The sequence below is a fragment of the Pseudomonas sp. S3(2024) genome (genome assembly GCF_036861315.1).
GTDB classification, from domain to species: Bacteria; Pseudomonadota; Gammaproteobacteria; order Pseudomonadales; family Pseudomonadaceae; genus Aquipseudomonas; species Aquipseudomonas putida_A.
Map to the genome: position 1 here is coordinate 156,855 of NZ_JAZAQQ010000004.1, position 21,014 is coordinate 177,868.

The following is a 21,014-nucleotide window of genomic DNA, read 5'->3' on the forward strand; positions in this document are numbered from 1 at the left end:
GAATGTGCCGGCCCCTTCGCGAGCAAGCCCGCTCCCACCAAAAGCCGCCCGCGCAAGACGCTCAGTGAACTCGAATAACAATCCACAGAGGTTGAATCATGGCTGTAACCCCCGATCGTGCAGGCAACAAACCGTTGATCGAAAGGCGTTCGATCGACTACATCCCGGAAGCGGAAAGACACGGTCGTCTGTTGAGCCAGTTCACTCTGTGGATGGGTGCGAATCTGCAAATCACTGCGATTGTCACCGGGGCCCTGGCCGTGGTGCTGGGCGGTGATGTGTTCTGGTCGTTGATCGGTCTGTTGATCGGTCAACTGCTGGGCGGTGGCGTGATGGCGTTGCATGCGGCGCAAGGGCCGAAACTGGGCCTGCCGCAGATGATTTCCAGCCGCGTGCAATTCGGCGTCTACGGCGCGGCGATCCCGATCGTGCTGGTGTGCCTGATGTACCTGGGTTTCACCGCCACCGGTACGGTGCTTTCCGGCCAGGCGCTGGGCCAGTTATTTGGCGTCAGCGACACCGTCGGCATCCTGCTGTTCGCCAGTGTCATCGTAGTGGTCACGGTGCTCGGTTATCGGGTGATCCACTGGATCGGCCGGGTTGCCAGTGTCATCGGCGTGATTGCCTTTGTGTATCTGTTCAGCCGTCTGCTGAGCCAGGTGGACGTGGGCGCGCTGTTGCAGATCCGCCACTTCAGCTGGAGCAGCTTCCTGCTGGCGGTGTCGCTCGCGGCGTCCTGGCAGATCGCGTTCGGCCCGTATGTGGCGGACTATTCGCGTTACCTGCCGAGCAAGGTTTCCTCGGTGAAAACCTTCCTTGCCGCTGGCGCAGGTTCGGTCATCGGCGCGCAGGTGGCGATGGTCCTCGGCGTGTTCGCGGCAGCTTCGGCCAACGGCCAGTTCGCCGGGCATGAAGTGGCCTACATCGTCGGTCTGGGCGGCACCGGTGCCACCGCCGCGCTGCTGTACTTCAGCATCGCCTTCGGCAAGGTGACCATTTCGACGCTGAACTCCTACGGCAGCTTCATGTGCATCGCCACCATCATCAGTGGTTTCAAAGGGCACCTGACCGTTACGCGTATGCAGCGTCTGGTGTTCGTGCTGGTGATCGTCGGCGAGGCAACCCTGATCGCGTTGCTCGGTCAGCACTCGTTCCTCGGTGCGTTCAAGTCGTTCATCCTGTTCCTGCTGGCGTTCTTCACGCCATGGAGCGCGATCAACCTGGTCGACTACTACTGCATCACCCGCGAGCGCTATGACGTGCCGGCGCTGGCCGATCCGAACGGTCGCTATGGGCGCTGGAACCTGCTCGGGATCAGCGTCTATGTGTTCGGCGTGCTGGTGCAACTGCCGTTCATCTCCACCAAGTTCTACACCGGCCCGCTGGTGGCCGCCCTCGGTGACGTGGATATCTCCTGGATCATCGGTCTGGTGCTGCCTGCTGCCCTCTATTACGTGTGCGCAAAAAAATGGCACGGCTCGGTGCCTGATCAACTGATTCTGCCGGTCGAGCAGAACAGCGTTGTACCACCTGAAAAAAGTGGGGCCGGGCGCGCTGCGGCGCAGGCCTGATTGGACGTGGACAGGGCTGGATGCCTCTTGACTGCCGTAAGCCAATTCATGATTAGGAGCGTCGCAATAATGAAATCGAACAAGACCCTGCTCACCACACTGCTGTCCATGGGCCTGTTGGCCAGTGCCGGCGCCACCCAGGCTGCCGGCTGGTGCGAATCCGGCAAACCGGTGAAATTCGCCGGCCTGAACTGGGAAAGCGGCATGTTGCTGACCGACGTGCTGCAAGTGGTGCTGGAGAAAGGTTACGACTGCAAGACCGACAGCCTGCCGGGCAATTCCATCACCATGGAGAACGCCCTGAGCAGCAACGACATTCAAGTGTTCGCCGAAGAATGGGTCGGCCGCAGCGAGGTCTGGAACAAGGCCGAGAAGGCCGGCAAGGTCGTCGGTGTCGGCGCCCCGATCGTCGGCGCGATCGAAGGCTGGTACGTGCCGCGCTACGTGATCGAAGGCGACGCCAAACGCAAGATCGAGGCAAAAGCCCCGGATCTGAAAAACATCGCCGATCTGGGCAAATACGCGGCCGTTTTCAAAGACGCCGAAGAGCCGTCCAAGGGCCGTTTCTACAACTGCCCGGCGGGCTGGACCTGCGAGCTGGACAACAGCGAAATGCTCAAAAGCTACGGCCTGGAAAACAGCTACACCAACTTCCGCCCGGGCACCGGCCCGGCCCTGGATGCGGCGGTGCTGTCGAGCTACAAGCGTGGCGAGCCGATCCTGTTCTATTACTGGTCACCAACCCCGCTGATGGGCCAGATCGACGCGGTCAAGCTGGAAGAAAAACCGGGCGTCGACAAAAGCGTGAGCATCAAGGTCGGCCTGTCGAAAACCTTCCACGAACAAGCGCCGGAACTGGTGGCCGTGCTGGAAAAGGTCAACCTGCCGATCGACCTGCTGAACCAAAACCTGGGCCGCATGGCGAAGGAACGTATCGAGTCGCCAAAACTGGCGAAAATCTTCCTCAAGGAACATCCTGAAGTCTGGCATGCGTGGGTCAGTGACGACGCAGCCAAGAAAATCGACGCGGCGCTGTAGGTCGATACCTCCCGGTCAACCGTGAGGCTGGCCGGGAGATATGCCGTAAATCGCTTGATTGAGATTTCTGATTGAGAGCCGCTTATGTTTCCCGAAAGCTTTACCTTTTCCATCGCCGACTGGGTCAACGGTTGGGTCGATTCGCTGGTCACCAACTACGGTGATGTGTTCCGCCACATCTCGGACACGCTGCTGTGGGCCATCGTCAACCTCGAAGGCCTGCTGCGTGCGGCGCCGTGGTGGTTGATGCTGGCGATCGTCGGCGTCGTCGCCTGGCACGCCACGCGCAAAGTGCTGACCACCGCTGTCATCGTCGGTCTGCTGTTCCTCGTCGGTGCTGTCGGCCTGTGGGACAAACTCATGCAGACCCTGGCGCTGATGATGGTCGCGACGATCATTTCGGTGCTGATCGGCATTCCGCTGGGGATCCTCTCGGCGCGCAGCAATCGCTTGCGTTCGGTGCTGATGCCGCTGCTCGACATCATGCAGACCATGCCGAGTTTCGTGTACCTGATTCCGGTGCTGATGCTGTTCGGTCTGGGCAAGGTCCCGGCGATTTTCGCCACGGTGATCTACGCCGCGCCGCCGCTGATCCGCCTGACCGATCTGGGCATCCGCCAGGTCGACGGGGAAGTGATGGAAGCGATCAACGCTTTCGGTGCCAACCGCTGGCAGCAACTGTTCGGCGTGCAACTGCCGCTGGCCCTGCCAAGCATCATGGCCGGGATCAACCAGACCACCATGATGGCCCTGTCGATGGTGGTGATCGCCTCGATGATCGGCGCCCGTGGCCTGGGTGAAGATGTGCTGGTGGGGATTCAGACCCTCAACGTCGGACGCGGCCTCGAAGCCGGTCTGGCGATCGTGATTCTCGCGGTGGTCATCGACCGTATTACTCAGGCGTACGGTCGGCCACGGCATGAGGTGAGCAAATGAATAACGCAACCGTGAGCAAGATCGAAGTCAAAAACGTCTTCAAGATTTTCGGCAACCGTGCCAAGGACGCACTGGCGATGGTCGGCCAGGGCAAGACCAAGGATCAGGTGCTGAACGAAACCGGTTGCGTGGTCGGGGTCAACGACCTGTCGCTGAGCATCGGCACTGGCGAGATCTTCGTGATCATGGGCCTGTCCGGCTCCGGCAAATCGACCCTGGTGCGCCACTTCAATCGCCTGATCGACCCCACCAGCGGCGCGATCCTGGTCGACGGCGTGGACATCCTGCAATACGACATGGAAGCGCTGCGCGAATTTCGCCGGCACAAGATCAGCATGGTGTTCCAGAGCTTTGGCCTGCTGCCGCACAAGACCGTGATCGAGAACGTCGCCTACGGCCTGAAAGTGCGCGGTGAAAGCAAGCAACTGTGCGCTGAACGCGCGTTGCACTGGATCAACACCGTGGGCCTCAAAGGCTACGAAAACAAATACCCGCACCAGCTCTCCGGCGGCATGCGCCAGCGTGTCGGCCTGGCCCGCGCCTTGGCGGCGGACACCGACATCATCCTGATGGACGAAGCGTTCAGTGCGCTGGATCCGCTGATCCGCGCCGAGATGCAGGACCAGTTGCTGGAGCTGCAAAAGACTCTGCACAAGACCATCGTCTTCATCACCCACGACCTCGATGAGGCCGTGCGCATTGGCAACCGCATCGCGATTCTCAAGGACGGCAAGCTGATTCAGGTCGGAACCCCGAGAGAGATCCTGCATTCGCCGGCGGATGAGTATGTTGACCGGTTCGTGCAGCGGCGGGCGGCGGTGGTTTAGTCGACTAAGGGTGAGACTGCTTTTGTGGCGAGGGAGCTTGCTCCCGCTCGAGCGCGCAGCGGTCGCAAAAATTTTGGGCCTGCTTCGCAGTCCAGCGGGAGCAAGCTCCCTCGCCACAGTTAGTGTATCAACAGAATAGGCATGAGGTTTTAGATGTCCCAGGCTGAAAAAATCATCATCACCGGCAGCCCCCTGCGTTGGCAGGACGTGGTCGCCGTCGCCCGTCACGGCGCGCAACTGGAACTGTCCGGCGAGACCTGGGCGCGCATCGAAAACGCTCAGGGCATCGTCCAGCGCATCGTCGAAAGCGGCGAGCGTGCCTATGGCGTCAACACCGGCCTGGGTGGTCTGTCCAACGTCTCGCTGAAGGACGAACAGCTCAGCCAGCTCTCACGCAACACCTTGCTCAGCCACGCCTGCGGCGTCGGCCCGGTGCTGCCTGATGAGCAGACCCGCGCGATCATCTGCGCCGCAATCCACAACTACAGCCACGGCAAATCCGGCATTCACCGGCGGGTGGTCGAAGCGTTGCTGGCGCTGCTCAATCGCGGCATCACCCCGCAGGTTCCGTCGCAAGGTTCGGTGGGTTACCTGACGCACATGGCGCACATCGGCATCGCGCTGCTGGGCGTGGGCAATGTCAGCTATCGCGGGCAGATCACTTCGGCGCAACAGGCGCTGGCCGAAGAAGGCCTGCAACCGGTGCAACTCGGCGCGAAAGACGGTTTGTGCCTGGTCAACGGTACGCCGTGCATGACCGGCCTCAGCTGCCTGGCGATTGCCGACGCGACGCGTCTGGTGCAATGGGCCGATGTGATCGGCGCCATGAGTTTCGAAGCGCAGCGCGGGCAGATCGCCGCGTTTGACGCCGAGATCATCGCGCTCAAGCCGCACCCCGGCATGCAGCAGGTCGGTAGCAACCTGCGCGCCTTGCTCGATGGCAGTGAAGTGATCGCGACCAGCAAAGGCGTTCGCACTCAGGATGCGCTGAGCATCCGCTCGATCCCGCAAGTGCATGGCGCTGCGCGAGATCAACTGGAACACGCGATAAAACAGGTGGAAGCCGAGCTCAACGGCTGCACCGACAACCCGTTGCTGCTGGGCACGCCGGACAACTTCCGGGTGATGTCGCAGGCCAACCCGCACGGCCAGTCAGTGGCGATGGCAGCGGATCTGCTGGCGATTGCCATGGCTGAAATCGGCTCGATTGCCGAGCGCCGCCTCGATCGTCTGGTCAACCCGCACGTCAGCGGTCTGCCGGCGTTTCTGGTGGCCAATCCGGGGGTGAACTCCGGAATGATGATCGTGCAATACGTCGCCGCTTCGCTATGTGCCGAGAATCGCCAACTGGCGCAACCGGCGGTGCTCGACAACTACGTCACCTCGGGCCTGCAGGAAGACCACCTGAGCATGGGCACCAGCGCTGCACTGAAGCTGCACCGCGCCCTGGAAAACTGCACGCAGATTCTCGCCATCGAGTACCTGCTGGCGGCGCAGGCCTTTGAATTCCTCAAGGAGCAGCGCTTTGGCGCGGGCACTGATCGGGCGTGGCGTCTGTTGCGTGAAACCGTCCCGGCCTACGATCAGGATCGCTGGCTGGCGCCGGATATCGCCGCCGCTGCCAGCGTGCTGAAAAACCCGAATGCGCTGCACAACGTATTACCGAATCTGCACTGACAACTACCCATACCAGCGTGCCAAGGCGCGGATCGTCCACAAGACGAGAAACGACGGATAACGGAATGCTCCGGAGCGACTGGTAGTTAATAACAATGTTCAAAAGGAGCATTTTAATGACTGCGCTGAACCTGATTCCCGGCCAACTGAGCCTGGCCCAACTGCGTGATGTCTATCAGCAACCGGTCAAGCTGACCCTCGACCACAGTGCTGCGGCGCAGATCGAGGCCAGCGTCGCCTGCGTCGAGCAGATCCTCGCCGAGAACCGCACTGCATACGGCATCAACACCGGCTTCGGCCTGCTGGCGTCGACCCGCATCGCCAGCGAAGATCTGGAAAACCTACAGCGTTCGCTGGTGCTGTCGCACGCCGCCGGTGTCGGCCAGCCGATCAGCGATGAGCTGGTGCGCCTGATCATGGTGCTCAAGGTCAACAGCCTCAGCCGTGGTTTTTCCGGCATCCGCCGCGTGGTGATCGACGCGCTGATCGCGCTGATCAACGCCGAGGTTTATCCGCATATTCCGCTCAAGGGTTCGGTGGGTGCATCCGGTGACCTCGCGCCATTGGCGCACATGTCGCTGGTGCTGCTGGGCGAAGGCAAGGCGCGCTACAAGGGCGAATGGATGGAAGCCACCGAAGCGCTGAAAGTCGCCGGTCTGACCCCGCTGACCCTGGCGGCGAAAGAAGGTCTGGCACTGCTCAACGGCACTCAAGTGTCTACCGCATTTGCCCTGCGCGGTCTGTTTGAAGGTGAAGACCTGTTTGCCGGCGCGCTGGCTATTGGCGGTCTGACGGTGGAAGCGGTGCTCGGTTCGCGCTCGCCGTTCGACGCACGTATTCACGCCGCTCGTGGCCAGAAAGGCCAGATCGATGCTGCAGTCGCATATCGCGATCTGCTCGGCGAGCGCAGCGAAGTGTCCGATTCGCACCAGAACTGCGAAAAGGTTCAGGACCCGTACTCCTTGCGTTGCCAGCCACAAGTCATGGGCGCCTGCCTGACCCAGTTCCGTCAGGCCGCCGACGTGCTGGTGGTTGAATCCAACGCCGTCTCCGACAACCCGTTGGTATTCGCCGCTGAAGGCGATGTGATTTCCGGTGGCAACTTCCACGCCGAACCCGTGGCCATGGCCGCCGACAACATGGCCCTGGCCATCGCTGAAATCGGCTCGCTGAGCGAACGCCGTATCTCGCTGATGATGGACAAGCACATGTCGCAACTGCCGCCGTTCCTGGTGGCCAATGGTGGTGTGAACTCCGGCTTCATGATCGCTCAGGTCACCGCGGCAGCATTGGCCAGCGAGAACAAGGCGCTGTCCCATCCGCATTCGGTCGACAGCCTGCCGACCTCGGCCAACCAGGAAGACCACGTGTCGATGGCTCCGGCCGCCGGCAAGCGCCTGTGGGAAATGGCCGAGAACACCCGCGGGATTCTCGCGGTGGAATGGCTGGCGGCGGTGCAGGGGCTGGACCTGCGCAACGGTCTGAAGACTTCGGCCAAGCTGGAGCAGGCCCGGGCGATTCTGCGCCGCGAAGTGCCGTTCTATGAGAAGGACCGCTTCTTTGCACCGGACATCAATGCGGCGACCGAGTTGCTGGCGTCGCGCTGCTTGAGCGAATTGGTTCCGGCGAAATTGCTGCCTAGCCTGTAATGGCCTCTTCGCGAGCAGGCTCGCTCCCACAGGAGAATGCATTTCAACTGTGGGAGCGAGCCTGCTCGCGAAATCGATTTTGAATACTGTGGAGACTAAGGGATGAAAACCCTCTGGCAACACTGCCACGTCGCAACCATGGCGCAGGGCGTCTACTCGATCATCGAGGATGCGGCCATTGTGACGTCCGGTGCGCACATCGAGTGGATCGGTCCGCGCAATCTGCTGCCGTCCGGTGAATACCCGGCGGTCAACGATCTGCAAGGCGCGTGGGTGACCCCGGGCCTGATCGACTGCCACACCCACACGGTGTTCGGCGGCAACCGAAGCGGCGAATTCGAGAAGCGTCTGCAAGGCGTCAGCTATGCCGAGATCGCGGCGCAGGGCGGCGGCATTGCCAGCACCGTGCGCGCCACCCGTGAAGCGAGCGAAGACGAGCTGTTCGCCAGCGCCGCCAAGCGTCTGAAAAGCCTGATGCGCGACGGCGTGACCACGGTCGAGATGAAGTCCGGCTACGGTCTCGATCTGGCCAGCGAACGCAAGATCCTGCGGGTCATTCGTCGCCTGGCCAAGGAGCTGCCGATCAGCGTGCGCAGTACCTGTCTGGCCGCCCACGCGCTGCCGCCGGAGTACAAGGATCGCGCTGACGACTACATCGAGCACATCTGCGCCGAGATGCTCCCGGCATTGGCCGCCGAAGGGCTGGTCGATGCGGTGGATGCGTTTTGCGAGTACCTGGCGTTCTCGCCGGAGCAGGTCGAGCGGGTGTTCATCACCGCACAAAAACTCGGCCTGCCGGTGAAGCTGCATGCCGAGCAATTGTCGTCGCTGCATGGCTCCAGTCTGGCCGCACGGTATCACGCGTTGTCTGCCGACCATCTGGAGTTCATGGACGAAGACGACGCCATCGCCATGGCCAAATCCGACACCGTCGCCGTGCTGCTGCCGGGTGCGTTCTACTTCCTGCGCGAAACCCAGTTGCCGCCGATGGACGCCCTGCGCAAACACAAGGTCAAGATCGCCATCGCCAGTGACCTCAACCCCGGCACCTCGCCGGCGCTGTCGTTGCGCCTGATGCTGAACATGGCCTGCACCTGCTTCCGTATGACTCCGGAAGAAGCACTGGCCGGCGCGACCATTCACGCCGCGCAAGCGCTGGGCATGGCTGATACCCACGGTTCGCTGGAAGTCGGCAAGGTCGCGGATTTCGTCGCCTGGCACATCGATCGTCCGGCGGATCTGGCCTATTGGCTCGGTGGTGATCTGGACAAACGCGTCGTGCGTCACGGCGTCGAATCAAGTCTGTAGGAGAGCGGTTGTGGATAAGGTTCTGAGTTTCAAACAAGGTCGCGTACCGCTGCTGATCAGCATGCCGCATGCCGGCGTGCGCCTGACGCCAGCGGTCGAAGCCGGGCTGATCGCGGACGCGAAAAGCCTGCCGGACACCGACTGGCACATTCCGCAGCTCTATGACTTTGCCGAGGAACTGGGCGCCAGCACGTTGGCCGCCGAATACTCGCGGTTCGTCATCGACCTTAACCGTCCGTCCGATGACAAACCGTTGTATGCCGGCGCCACCACCGGGCTGTACCCGGCGACGCTGTTCGATGGCATTCCGCTGTTCCGCGAAGGGCACGAGCCCTCGAAAGCAGAGCGCGCGACCTACCTGGAACAGGTCTGGACGCCGTATCACCGCACCCTGCAACAAGAGCTGGCGCGGCTGAAGGCCGAGTTCGGCTATGCGCTGCTGTTCGACGCGCATTCGATCCGTTCGATCATCCCGCACCTGTTCGACGGCAAACTGCCGGATTTCAACCTTGGCACCTTCAACGGCGCCAGTTGCGATCCACGATTGGCGACGCAACTGGAAGCCATCTGCGCCCGTCACGATCATTACAGCCACGTGCTCAACGGACGCTTCAAGGGCGGCCACATCACCCGCCATTACGGCAACCCGGCCGAGAACATCCACGCCGTGCAACTGGAGTTGTGCCAGAGCACCTACATGGAAGAGTTCGAACCGTTCCGCTACCGCGTCGATCTGGCGGAGCCGACGCGGGTGGTGCTCAAGGAGTTGCTGCAGGGCCTGCTGGCCTGGGCAAAGTCGCACTACACCGCATAACCCCTGTGGGAGCGGGCTTGCTCGCGAAGGCGTCCGTTCAGCCAGCATCTACGTTGAATGGCACACCGCATTCGCGAGCAGGCTCGCTCCCACAGGATGGTGGATAGCCTGCGAAGTTTACGGCTGACAAACGCTGACTGCTCTGGAGCATGCTCATTGAAGTAAATCGGGTTTATGATGCCGAACGGCAGAATAATAGAAGTCCCCCCAGGGATGACCTCGACCCCTTACGGAGCGCGCAATGCAGACATTGTTTCCGCAGATCAAACCCCACGCCCGGCACGATCTGGCTGTCGATGACACCCACACGCTGTACGTCGATGAAAGCGGCTCGCCGGAAGGCTTGCCGGTGGTGTTCATCCACGGCGGCCCGGGTGCCGGTTGCGACGCGCAGAGCCGTCGCTATTTCGATCCGAACCTGTATCGCATTGTCACCTTCGACCAGCGCGGCTGCGGACGCTCCACCCCGCATGCGAGCCTGGAAAACAACACCACCTGGGATCTGGTCGCTGACCTTGAGCGTATCCGCAAGCACTTGGGCATCGATAAATGGGTGCTGTTCGGCGGTTCGTGGGGTTCGACTCTGGCGCTGGCCTACGCGCAAACCCACCCGGAGCGCGTACACGGTCTGATCCTGCGTGGGATCTTTCTCTGCCGTCCGCAGGAAATCGAGTGGTTCTATCAAGCCGGTGCCAGCCGTCTGTTTCCCGATTACTGGCAGGACTACATCGCGCCAATCCCGCTGGACGAGCGCGACGATCTGCTCAGCGCCTTCCACAAGCGCCTGGTCGGTAACGATCAGATCGCTCAGATGCACGCGGCCAAGGCCTGGTCGACTTGGGAAGGACGCACCGCGACCCTGCGGCCGAACCCGCTGGTGGTCGACCGTTTCTCCGAACCGCAGCGCGCCCTGTCGATCGCGCGGATCGAGTGTCACTACTTCACCAACAACGCATTCCTTGAGCCGAATCAGTTGATCCGCGACATGGGCAAGATTGCCCATCTGCCAGGGGTGATCATTCACGGTCGCTACGACGTGATCTGTCCGCTGGACAACGCCTGGGAGTTGCATCAGGCCTGGCCGAACAGCGAGTTGCAGGTGATTCGCGACGCCGGTCACGCCGCCTCCGAACCGGGCATCACCGATGCGCTGGTGCGGGCCGCGAGCAACATGGCCCGGCGCCTGCTCGACCTGCCGCCTGAAGAAGCATGAAGGGGCTGTTACAGCGCGTGCGCGGTGCACGGGTAGAGGTTGCGGGAGAGATAGTCGGCGCGGTGGATCAGGGTTTGCTGGTGCTGGTGGCGGTCGAACCCGACGACACCCGTACCAGCGCCGACAAACTTCTGCATAAGCTGCTTAACTATCGGGTATTCAGTGACGCTGAGGGCAAGATGAATCTGTCCCTGGCGGATGTGGGCGGCGGGTTGCTGCTGGTCTCTCAGTTCACCCTCGCTGCCGACACCAAGAGCGGGTTGCGCCCGAGTTTCTCGACCGCGGCCCCTCCGGCATTGGGCGAGGAATTGTTCGACTATCTATTAAGCAAAGCGAAACAGATGCATGGCACTGTGGCATCAGGTAGATTCGGCGCGGATATGCAGGTGCACCTGGTCAACGATGGCCCGGTAACCTTCCTGTTACAGACATGAAAGCGCTTGAAACACCTTTTCAAGGGCTTTTCGACTGAAAACAGGCGTTTTTCGCGATAAATACTTTGTTACCCCTGATGCGTTGTCACGCGGGCTACTAGATAATCGCGCGCTATGGGGATCAGCGTTCGTTGGTCCATTTTTGACTTAGGTAGAGACTTGTCTGGATCCGATTGGGGAATCATTTTGCCCCAGCGGAGTCGGAACAATGCTCGCCAACCTGGCATATAGATAGCTGGCCGTTGGTTTTTTGATCTGTTTTCGGCGAGGGTTGCTCGTGATTGTTAGTCCCTGTAATGCAGCAAAAATGTCTGCCAAACGCATGCGAAGTGCCCTGGTAGCCGGCTCGGCGCTCCTGTGCCTGCTCAGCGCCGGCCAGCTTTGGGCGTTCAATCTTGACGATGTATCAGCCAAGGCTAAAGAGCTGGCCGGGCAGAAGTTCGAAGCCCCGCGCAGCAACCTGCCGAACGAATTCCGTGACATGAAGTTCGCGGATTATCAGAAAATCCGCTTCCTCACCGAAAAGGCTGAGTGGGCCGATCAGAAGACACCGTTTAAGCTGTCCTTCTATCACCAGGGCATGCACTTCGATACGCCGGTGAAAATCAACGAAATCACGGCGAACACCGTCGAAGAGATCAAGTACGATCCGACCCGCTTCGATTTCGGCGACCTCAAGTTCGATCCGAAAGCCACCGAGCAACTGGGCTACGCCGGTTTCCGTGTGCTGTACCCGATCAACAAGGCCGACAAACAAGACGAAATCATGACCATGCTCGGCGCGAGCTACTTCCGCGTCGTCGGCAAGGGTCACACTTACGGTCTGTCGGCCCGTGGTCTGGCGATCGACACCGCACTGCCGTCGGGCGAAGAATTCCCGCGTTTCCGCGAGTTCTGGATTCAGCAGCCGAAGCCGGGCGACAAGCACCTGGTGATCTTCGCCCTGCTTGATTCGCCGCGCGCCACCGGTGCCTATCGCCTGATCCTGCGTCCGGGCAGCGACACCATTGTCGACGTCAAGGCGCAGATGTTCCTGCGTGACAAGGTCGGCAAACTGGGCATCGCACCGTTGACCAGCATGTTCCTGTTCGGCGCCAACCAGCCGTCGAAAGTCCTCAACTACCGTCGTGAACTGCACGACTCCAGCGGTCTGTCGATCCATGCCGGCAACGGCGAGTGGATCTGGCGTCCGCTGAACAACCCGAAACACCTGGCCGTGAGCAACTTCAGCGTCGAGAACCCGCGTGGTTTCGGTCTGCTGCAACGTGGCCGCGACTTCAGCCACTACGAAGACCTCGACGATCGCTACGACAAGCGCCCAAGCGCCTGGATCGAGCCGAAGGGCGAGTGGGGCAAGGGCACCGTTGATCTGGTAGAGATTCCGACTGCCGACGAAACCAACGACAACATCGTTGCGTTCTGGAGCCCGGAAACCATGCCGGAGCCAGGCAAGCCGCTGGACTTCGCCTACCGCCTGCACTGGACCATGGACGAAGCGGCGATTCACGCCCCCGACAGCGCCTGGGTCAAGCAGACCCTGCGTTCGACCGGCGACGTCAAACAGTCGAACCTGATCCGTCAGCCGGACGGCAGCGTCGCTTACCTGGTCGACTTCGAAGGTCCATCGCTGGCGGCTCTGGCCCCGGATGCCGACGTGCGCAGTCAGGTCAGCGTTGGCGATAACGCCGAGCTGGTCGAGAACAGCGTGCGCTACAACCCGGAAACCAAGGGCTGGCGCCTGACTCTGCGGATGAAAATCAAGGACGCGAGCAAGTCCACCGAGATGCGCGCTGCCCTGGTACAGCCAGTGGTGACCGCTGATCTGGCCAAGTCTTCGGTACCGGCGTCGAATTCGTCGGTGGCCAAGGCGGACAAGGTTGCGGCCAAGCAACAAGAGAAGGACGAGAAGGAAGCCAAGGCAGCCGAGGCCAAACAGGCTGACGCCAAGCCAGCCGTAGATGCCAAGGACAAGGCCAACAAAGACGCCAAGCAGCCAGCGGCTGCCAACGCGGCCCCAGCCACACCGGAATCGGCACCGACTGAAGAAGTCCTGACCGAGACCTGGAGCTATCAGTTGCCTGCCGATGAGTAACTCTCAAGTACAGCCAGAGACTCTGTCCGAGTATCTGGCGCATCTGCCGATGACCGACGAGCAGCGCGCGGAACTCGCGGGCTGCCAGTCCTTCAGCGAACTGCACCAGCGCCTGTCGTCGTCAACGTTCGACGCGCCTGCCGAAGCCGCCCAGGCTTCGGTGGGCAAGCGCCTGACCCTGAGCACCGCCGAGGAGCTGGAAGAGGCGGAAATGCTGGTGCTCGACGCCAGCGGTCGGGTCAGTATGAAGGCGACACCGCCGATCCGTCGGACCAAAGTCGTGCCGGAGCCATGGCGCACCAATATTCTGGTGCGTGGCTGGCGCCGCCTCACCGGGCGCACCAACCCGCCACAGCCGCCGAAGGACGAAAACGTCTTGCCGGCGGCGCGCTGGCGTACCGTCGGTTCGATCCGTCGCTACATTCTGTTGCTGCTGATGCTCGGTCAGACCATCGTTGCCGGCTGGTACATGAAAGGCATCATGCCGTACCAGGGCTGGTCGTTCGTCGATCTGGACGAAGTGCTGCACCAGCCGCTGCTGCAAACCGCCACGCAAGTGCTGCCGTATGCGCTGCAGACCAGCATCCTGATCCTGTTCGGGATTCTGTTCTGCTGGGTCTCGGCCGGTTTCTGGACGGCACTGATGGGCTTCCTCGAGTTGCTCACCGGTCACGATAAATACCGTATCTCCGGCAAAAGTGCCGGCAACGAGCCGATTCCGAAAGACGCTCGTACCGCGCTGGTGATGCCGATCTGCAACGAAGACGTGCCCCGGGTATTCGCCGGTCTGCGCGCCACCTTCGAGTCGGTCGCCGCTACCGGTGATCTGGATCGCTTCGACTTCTTCGTCCTCAGCGACAGTAACGACACCGATATCTGCGTCGCCGAGCAACAGGCCTGGCTGGACGTCTGCCGCGAAGCCAAAGGCTTTGGCAAGATCTTCTACCGCCGCCGTCGCCGCCGTGTGAAACGCAAGAGCGGCAACCTCGACGACTTCTGCCGTCGCTGGGGCGGTGACTACAAGTACATGGTCGTGCTCGACGCCGACTCGGTGATGAGCGGCGAGTGCCTGACCAGTCTGGTACGCCTGATGGAAGCCACGCCGGACGCCGGGATCATCCAGACCGCGCCGCGTGCGTCGGGCATGGATACCCTGTATGCGCGCATGCAGCAGTTCGCTACCCGCGTGTACGGTCCGCTGTTCACTGCCGGCCTGCACTTCTGGCAGCTGGGTGAATCCCACTACTGGGGTCACAACGCGATCATCCGCATGAAGCCGTTCATCGACCACTGCGCCCTGGCGCCGTTGCCGGGCAAGGGTGCGTTCTCCGGTGCGATTCTGTCTCACGACTTCGTTGAAGCCGCACTGATGCGCCGTGCCGGTTGGGGCGTGTGGATTGCCTACGACCTGCCGGGCAGCTACGAAGAACTGCCGCCGAACCTGCTCGACGAGCTCAAGCGTGACCGTCGCTGGTGCCACGGCAACCTGATGAACTTCCGCCTGTTCCTGGTCAAAGGCATGCACCCGGTGCACCGCGCGGTGTTCCTGACCGGCGTGATGTCGTACCTGTCGGCGCCGTTGTGGTTCTTCTTCCTGGTGTTGTCGACCGCGCTGCTGGCGGTGAACACACTGATGGAGCCGCAGTATTTCCTGGAACCGCGTCAGCTTTATCCGCTGTGGCCGCAATGGCACCCGGACAAGGCGATCGCGCTGTTCTCGACGACCATCGTGCTGCTGTTCCTGCCGAAGCTGTTGAGCATCATCCTGATCTGGGCCAAGGGCGCGAAAGAGTTCGGTGGCAAGTTCAAAGTGACCCTGTCGATGCTGCTGGAGATGTTGTTCTCCATGCTGCTGGCGCCGGTGCGGATGATTTTCCACACCCGTTTCGTGCTCGCCGCGTTCCTCGGCTGGGCCGCTACCTGGAACTCGCCACAGCGTGACGACGACTCCACGCCTTGGAGCGAGGCGGTCAAGCGCCACGGTCCGCAGACCCTGCTGGGCTTCTGCTGGGCGCTGCTGGTGATCTGGCTGAACCCGAGCTTCCTGTGGTGGCTGGTGCCGATCGTCGGTTCGCTGATGCTGTCGATCCCGGTGTCGGTGATTTCCAGCCGTGTCGGTCTGGGCCTGAAGTCCCGTGACGAGAGCCTGTTCCTCATCCCCGAGGAATACAATCCGCCGCAGGCACTGCTGGCGACCGACCAGTACACCCACGAAAACCGCTGGCATGCACTGAACGACGGCTTCATCCGCGCCGTGGTCGATCCGCAGCAGAACGCCCTGGCGTGTTCGCTGGCGACGGCCCGTCACGGTCAGGCCGAGCCGATCGAATGGCTGCGTCAGGAGCGTGTACGTCACGCCCTGAAGGCGGGTCCGGCAGCCCTGAGCAATCATGATCGCCTGCAACTGTTGAGCGATCCGGTGGCCTTGGCGCGTCTGCACGAGCTGGTCTGGGCCGAAGGTCACAACGAGTGGCTGGATGCCTGGCGCGCTTCGGTGAAAGCCGATCCGCATGCGCCGCTGTTGCCACTCAAGCCTGTGAGCTTGCAGGCGCAACCGGCCTGATGAAGAAACCCCGCGAAAGCGGGGTTTTTTTTGATCTCGATAAAAAGAGACCTTCACCCCGGCCCTTGATTGTTAAACAAATCGTCCATTAAACCTTGTGCAAAAAATCGAGTGCGTTAGCATCCGTCCCCGAATTGGCGCGCCCGGACGATCTTGTCCATTTCAGTCGGTTTTCGCGCCGCAATTGCAATGGTTTTGGGGACTTGAAGATGAAGAAGTATCTGTCGATGCTGCTGGTCGGCGTCACGGCACTGGTTGCAGTCAATGCGGCGCACGCTGGTGCAATCGATGACGCGGTCAAGCGCGGCACGTTGAAAGTCGGTATGGATCCGACCTACATGCCGTTCGAAATGACCAACAAGCGCGGCGAAATCATCGGTTTCGAAGTCGACATCCTCAAAGCCATGTCCAAGGCCATGGGCGTCAAGCTCGAGTTGGTGTCCACCGGTTACGACGGGATCATCCCGGCCCTGATGACCGACAAGTTCGACATGATCGGCAGTGGCATGACCCTGACTCAGGAACGTAACCTGCGCCTGAACTTCAGCGAACCGTTCATCGTGGTCGGCCAGACCCTGCTGATCCGCAAGGAGCTGGAAGGCACCATCAAGTCCTATAAAGACCTGAACACCGCCGACTACCGCATCACCTCCAAGCTCGGTACCACCGGCGAGATGGTCGCCAAGAAGCTGATCGCCAAGGCCAAGTACCACGGCTACGACAACGAGCAGGAAGCCGTGCTCGACGTGGTCAACGGCAAGGCTGACGCGTTCATCTACGACGCGCCGTACAACGTGGTCGCGGTGAACAAGGTCGGCGCCGGCAAACTGGTGTTCCTCGACAAGCCGTTCACCTACGAGCCGCTGGCCTTCGGTCTGAAGAAGGGTGATTACGACAGCATCAACTTCATCAACAACTTCCTGCACCAGATCCACGAAGACGGCACCTACGATCGCATCCATGACAAGTGGTTCAAGAGCACCGAGTGGCTCAAGGACATGGAATAACACTGGGTCAGTCAGACCGAGTCGCCCCAATCGCGAGCAGGCTCGCTCCCACATTGGAATGCATTTCCCTGTGGGAGCGAGCCTGCTCGCGAAGAGGCCCTCCATAGCAACAAAAATCCGGAACCTGCAATGAAACAGAAAAAAGCCCAATGGCCCTGGCACGTCCTGACCGTGCTGGTGCTGGTCGGCCTGGCGGGCGCGTTGTATTACGCCACGTCGCTGATGTCCTACGAATGGCGCTGGAACCGCGTGCCGCAGTACTTCGCCTATCAGGCCGAAGAATCCCAGCGTGCCACCGATATCTCCACCGTTACCGAGCTGGTACGCAAGGGCGGTAGCGCGCAGGTCACCCTGCGCAACGACGCCGGTGACGAGCAGCACCTGACCGTCGACGAAAACAGCCTGCAATTCGCTCAGGGCGACGATGTGGCGGAAGGCGACGTCGTGGGCGTGACCCGGCATTGGGCGGCAGGGCCGCTGCTGTGGGGCCTTTGGACCACGCTGTGGCTGTCGGTGGTGTCGGGTGTGCTCGGTCTGCTGATCGGTCTCGTCACCGGGTTGTGCCGCCTGTCGAGCAACCCGACCCTGCGCGACCTTTCGAGCATCTACGTCGAACTGGTGCGCGGCACGCCGCTGCTGGTGCAGATCTTCATTTTCTACTTCTTCATCGGCACGGTGATGAACCTGTCCCGGGAGTTCGCCGGGATCGCCGCGCTGTCGCTGTTTACCGGCGCCTACGTGGCCGAGATTATCCGTTCCGGGGTGCAGTCGATTGCCCGTGGCCAGAACGAAGCGGCGCGTTCGCTCGGTCTGAGCGCCGGCCAGTCGATGCGCCACGTGGTACTGCCGCAAGCATTTAAACGCGTACTGCCACCGCTGGCCGGGCAGTTCATCAGCCTGGTCAAGGACACCTCGCTGGTGTCGGTGATTGCGATTACCGAGCTGCTGAAAAGTGGTCGTGAAGTCATCACCACCTCGTTCTCGCCGTTCGAAATCCTGTTCTGTGTCGCCGGCCTGTACCTGTTGATCAACCTGCCGTTGTCGAAAATCGCCAGCCGGCTTGAGCGGAGGCTCGCGCAAAGTGATTGAAGTCCGCGATCTGGTAAAAGTCTTCGACACCCGTGGCCAGGTAGTCCGGGCGGTGGATAACGTCACCACATCTGTCGCCAAGGGCGAAGTGCTGGTGGTGATCGGCCCGTCGGGCTCGGGCAAATCGACCTTCCTGCGCTGCCTCAATGGCCTGGAAGAATTCGACTCGGGCTCGGTGAGCATCGACGGTCTGCAACTGGCCGACCCGAAAACCGACGTCAACGCCTACCGCCGCGAAGTCGGCATGGTGTTCCAGCACTTCAACCTGTTCCCGCACATGACCGTGCTGGAAAACCTCTGTCTGGCGCAGAAAGTCGTGCGCAAGCGTGGGCAGAAGGAAAGTGAGGCCAAGGCCTTGGCGTTGCTGGAGAAGGTCGGTATTGCGCAGAAGGCTCGGGAATATCCATCACGCCTGTCCGGCGGCCAGCAACAGCGCGTGGCGATTGCCCGGGCGCTGGCGATGGACCCGAAAGTGATGCTGTTCGACGAACCGACTTCGGCCCTCGACCCGGAAATGGTCGGTGAAGTGCTGGATGTGATGAAGAATCTGGCCGTGGAAGGCATGACCATGGTCTGCGTGACCCACGAAATGGGTTTCGCCCGGGAAGTGGCGGATCGAGTGCTGTTCTTCGATCACGGCAAACTGCTGGAAGATGCTTCCCCGGCGGAGTTTTTTGATGCGCCGAAGGATCCGCGGGCGCAGGCCTTTCTGCGTCAGGTCCTTTAATTTCAGCGTCTGACCTACCGCTTTCGCGAGCAAGCCCGCTCCCACATTAGACCGCGTCCGCATGGACAACCAGGTCAACTGTGGGAGCGGGCTTGCTCGCGAATGCATCACCTCGGTTCAGAGCGAACCGAGGTTTTCGGATCACCTCAAACCTTGAAGCGCCCCACCAGCATCTGCAGATGCGTCCCCAGCCGCGCCAGCTCAACACTCGACGCCGCGGTCTCTTCACTCGCCGCCGACGTCTGATCCGACACATCCCGCACATTCAGCACGCTACGGTTGATCTCCTCGGCCACGGCACTCTGCTGCTCGGCTGCCGCTGCAATCTGCTGGTTCATCGCCTGAATCGCCGAGACGGTGCGGGTGATGCTTTCCAGTGAGCCACCGGCGCGGCGGGTCAGTTCGACGCTGCTGTCGGTCAGGCTGCGGCTGTTGTCCATGATCGTCGCCACTTGCTGGGTGCCGTTCTGCAGGCCGACGATCAGCTCTTCGATCTCTTCGGTGGACTTCTGCGTGCGCTGGGCGAGGCTGCGCACTTCATCGGCAACCACCGCAAAACCACGCCCGGCCTCACCGGCACGCGCTGCTTCGATCGCGGCGTTGAGCGCCAGCAGGTTGGTTTGCTGGGCCACGGACTTGATCACGTCGAGCACGCTGCCGATCTTGTCGCTCTCGCGCTTGAGTTCGCCCATGGCTTCGGTGGAGTGGCCGACTTCGACGGCCAGACGCTCGATCTGCGCGATGGCTTCACCCACCACTTTGTCGCCTTCGCGGGCCTGCTGGTCGGCGGCCACAGCGGCTTCGGAAGCTTCCTCGGCGTTGCGCGCGACTTCCTGCACAGTGGCGGCCATTTCGTTCATGGCGGTGGCGACCTGGTCGGTCTCGACTTTCTGATTGTTGACCCCGGCGCTGGTCTGCTCGGTGACGGCAGACAATTCTTCGGCGGCACTGGCGATCTGCGTAACGCCGTCGCTGATGCCACCGATCAACTCGCGCAGGCCTTGGGTCATGCTCTGCATCGAGCGCTGCAACTGGCCGAGTTCGTCGCGACGCTGTGACACCAGGTTGTGGGTCAAGTCGCCGGCAGCCACGCGCTCGGCGACCTTCAGGGTCTGATTCAGTGGAATGATGATCTGCCGGGTGATCGCCCACGCGGCCAGCAAACCGAAGGCCACGGCCAGCAGGGTGGCGATGATTAGCATGTTCTTGGCGTGCGCGGCATCGGTATCGCGCACCACGGTTTGTGATTCGGTGAGCTTCTTGCTGACGTCGAGCAAGATGTCGCCCTGAGCCGTCATGGTTGCCCCGGCCTTGGCATTGTTCACCTGCGAGTCGCGGAACTGGGCGACCGCCGCGCGATAAGCCTTGATCGAGTCGGTGGCCTGTTGCAGGTTGGCGATGTGCTGTTCGGGCAGTTTCGCCGGCAGGCTGTCGAGGTTTTTCAGCGCATTGTCGATGGCGTCCAGTGCTGGCTGCTCCGCCTCGGCCTTGCCGCTGTAGGTATAGCCGCGCACCTGATAGCGCGCTTGCTGCAACAGTTTGCTCAGTTCGATCACGCTGTTGAATTGCGTGACGCTGTCACCCTGCAGCATGGATTTCTCGACTTCCGAGACTTTGGCCACGGCATTGTCGGCACTGGCGCCGAGCTTGCTGCGCGCATCCTCACGCTGCACGGTGGCCTGTGTCATGTCGGCGAAGGCACGTTTGTACTCGGCGACAGCGGCCAGTTGCTGATCGACCATGGCCGCATCTGAGGGCTGCTCGATCAGGTCACGCGCGGTTTGCAAGCCGCTGGCGAGTTTGGCCAGCAACTCGTTGACCGCGCCCGGGCCTTGTTCGCCACGACGCGCTTCATAGTCCAGACGCGCCAGGCGCAGGTCCTTGGTCAGTTCATTGAGGCTGGAGATGAAGCCGAGCTTGTCGCCACGGCTGATGATGCCGCCCATGCCGGTCCAGCCGGTAAAGGTAATCAGCAGGGTGAGCAACAGCACCAGGCCGAAACCGATACCCAGCTTGCGTTTGACGCTGACGTTCCCAAGATTCTCGGCTAACCAACGGTACATGCGACG

The 21,014-nt window shown here is 61.5% G+C and carries 16 protein-coding genes and 1 pseudogene; 15 read left to right on the forward strand and 2 right to left on the reverse strand.

Annotated features, from left to right (window positions below; all coding sequences use genetic code 11):
* The first annotated feature begins 98 nt into the window (after positions 1–98).
* The 15 genes from VLA07_RS12510 (at position 99) to VLA07_RS12580 (ending at position 18,945) form a co-directional block, all read left to right on the forward strand.
* On the forward strand, positions 99–1,571 hold the full coding sequence (locus VLA07_RS12510) for a purine-cytosine permease family protein (protein WP_333989360.1): 1,473 nt from the start codon (positions 99–101) through the stop codon (positions 1,569–1,571).
* 69 nt (positions 1,572–1,640) lie between these two features.
* Complete coding sequence (locus tag VLA07_RS12515; protein ID WP_134785230.1) at positions 1,641–2,609, forward strand: ABC transporter substrate-binding protein; 969 nt, start codon at positions 1,641–1,643, stop codon at positions 2,607–2,609.
* Between the two features lie 84 nt (positions 2,610–2,693).
* Positions 2,694–3,545 carry an ABC transporter permease gene (locus tag VLA07_RS12520; protein WP_027611284.1) on the forward strand — a complete coding sequence of 284 codons (852 nt, stop codon included), beginning with the start codon at positions 2,694–2,696 and terminating at the stop codon, positions 3,543–3,545.
* Entirely contained in the window at positions 3,542–4,372 is an 831-nt protein-coding gene (locus VLA07_RS12525; RefSeq protein WP_007961757.1) for a quaternary amine ABC transporter ATP-binding protein, read from the forward strand. The genes VLA07_RS12520 and VLA07_RS12525 overlap by 4 nt, the downstream gene beginning before the upstream one ends.
* Positions 4,373–4,525: 153 nt before the next feature.
* Complete coding sequence (gene hutH, locus VLA07_RS12530; protein WP_333989361.1) at positions 4,526–6,049, forward strand: histidine ammonia-lyase; 1,524 nt, start codon at positions 4,526–4,528, stop codon at positions 6,047–6,049.
* Between the two features lie 116 nt (positions 6,050–6,165).
* Positions 6,166–7,698, forward strand: a complete 1,533-nt coding sequence (gene hutH, locus VLA07_RS12535) for a histidine ammonia-lyase (protein ID WP_333989362.1) — start codon at positions 6,166–6,168, stop codon at positions 7,696–7,698.
* A gap of 102 nt (positions 7,699–7,800) precedes the next feature.
* The gene (hutI, locus tag VLA07_RS12540) at positions 7,801–9,006 is read left to right on the forward strand and encodes an imidazolonepropionase (protein WP_095137983.1); all 1,206 of its coding nucleotides are present in this window, start codon (positions 7,801–7,803) and stop codon (positions 9,004–9,006) included.
* Between the two features lie 10 nt (positions 9,007–9,016).
* A complete protein-coding gene (gene hutG, locus VLA07_RS12545; RefSeq protein WP_333989363.1) occupies positions 9,017–9,820 on the forward strand; it encodes an N-formylglutamate deformylase in 804 nt (267 codons plus the stop codon).
* A gap of 241 nt (positions 9,821–10,061) precedes the next feature.
* Positions 10,062–11,033, forward strand: coding sequence for a prolyl aminopeptidase (gene pip / locus VLA07_RS12550; protein WP_003220824.1), 972 nt, complete (start codon positions 10,062–10,064; stop codon positions 11,031–11,033).
* Positions 11,030–11,467 carry a D-aminoacyl-tRNA deacylase gene (gene dtd / locus VLA07_RS12555; protein WP_003220826.1) on the forward strand — a complete coding sequence of 146 codons (438 nt, stop codon included), beginning with the start codon at positions 11,030–11,032 and terminating at the stop codon, positions 11,465–11,467. The genes pip and dtd overlap by 4 nt, the downstream gene beginning before the upstream one ends.
* A 307-nt stretch (positions 11,468–11,774) precedes the next feature.
* Entirely contained in the window at positions 11,775–13,559 is a 1,785-nt protein-coding gene (locus VLA07_RS12560; RefSeq protein WP_333989364.1) for a glucan biosynthesis protein G, read from the forward strand.
* Entirely contained in the window at positions 13,552–16,122 is a 2,571-nt protein-coding gene (mdoH, locus tag VLA07_RS12565) for a glucans biosynthesis glucosyltransferase MdoH (RefSeq protein WP_333989365.1), read from the forward strand. The genes VLA07_RS12560 and mdoH overlap by 8 nt, the downstream gene beginning before the upstream one ends.
* A gap of 209 nt (positions 16,123–16,331) precedes the next feature.
* Positions 16,332–17,129 carry a transporter substrate-binding domain-containing protein gene (locus tag VLA07_RS12570; protein ID WP_003220833.1) on the forward strand — a complete coding sequence of 266 codons (798 nt, stop codon included), beginning with the start codon at positions 16,332–16,334 and terminating at the stop codon, positions 17,127–17,129.
* A gap of 129 nt (positions 17,130–17,258) precedes the next feature.
* On the forward strand, positions 17,259–18,218 hold the full coding sequence (locus tag VLA07_RS12575) for an amino acid ABC transporter permease (RefSeq protein WP_027611292.1): 960 nt from the start codon (positions 17,259–17,261) through the stop codon (positions 18,216–18,218).
* Positions 18,211–18,945, forward strand: a complete 735-nt coding sequence (locus tag VLA07_RS12580) for an amino acid ABC transporter ATP-binding protein (protein ID WP_007961769.1) — start codon at positions 18,211–18,213, stop codon at positions 18,943–18,945. Before VLA07_RS12575 ends, VLA07_RS12580 begins: the two co-directional genes overlap by 8 nt.
* A gap of 146 nt (positions 18,946–19,091) precedes the next feature.
* Here VLA07_RS12580 and VLA07_RS27210 read toward each other — a convergent pair whose 3' ends face one another.
* The gene (locus VLA07_RS27210; RefSeq protein WP_371915146.1) at positions 19,092–19,964 is read right to left on the reverse strand and encodes a methyl-accepting chemotaxis protein; all 873 of its coding nucleotides are present in this window, start codon (positions 19,962–19,964) and stop codon (positions 19,092–19,094) included.
* A pseudogene (locus tag VLA07_RS27215) lies at positions 19,947–21,008 on the reverse strand (methyl-accepting chemotaxis protein); the annotation flags it as partial. The gene VLA07_RS27210 and the pseudogene VLA07_RS27215, both read right to left, overlap by 18 nt.
* Positions 21,009–21,014 lie beyond the last annotated feature (6 nt).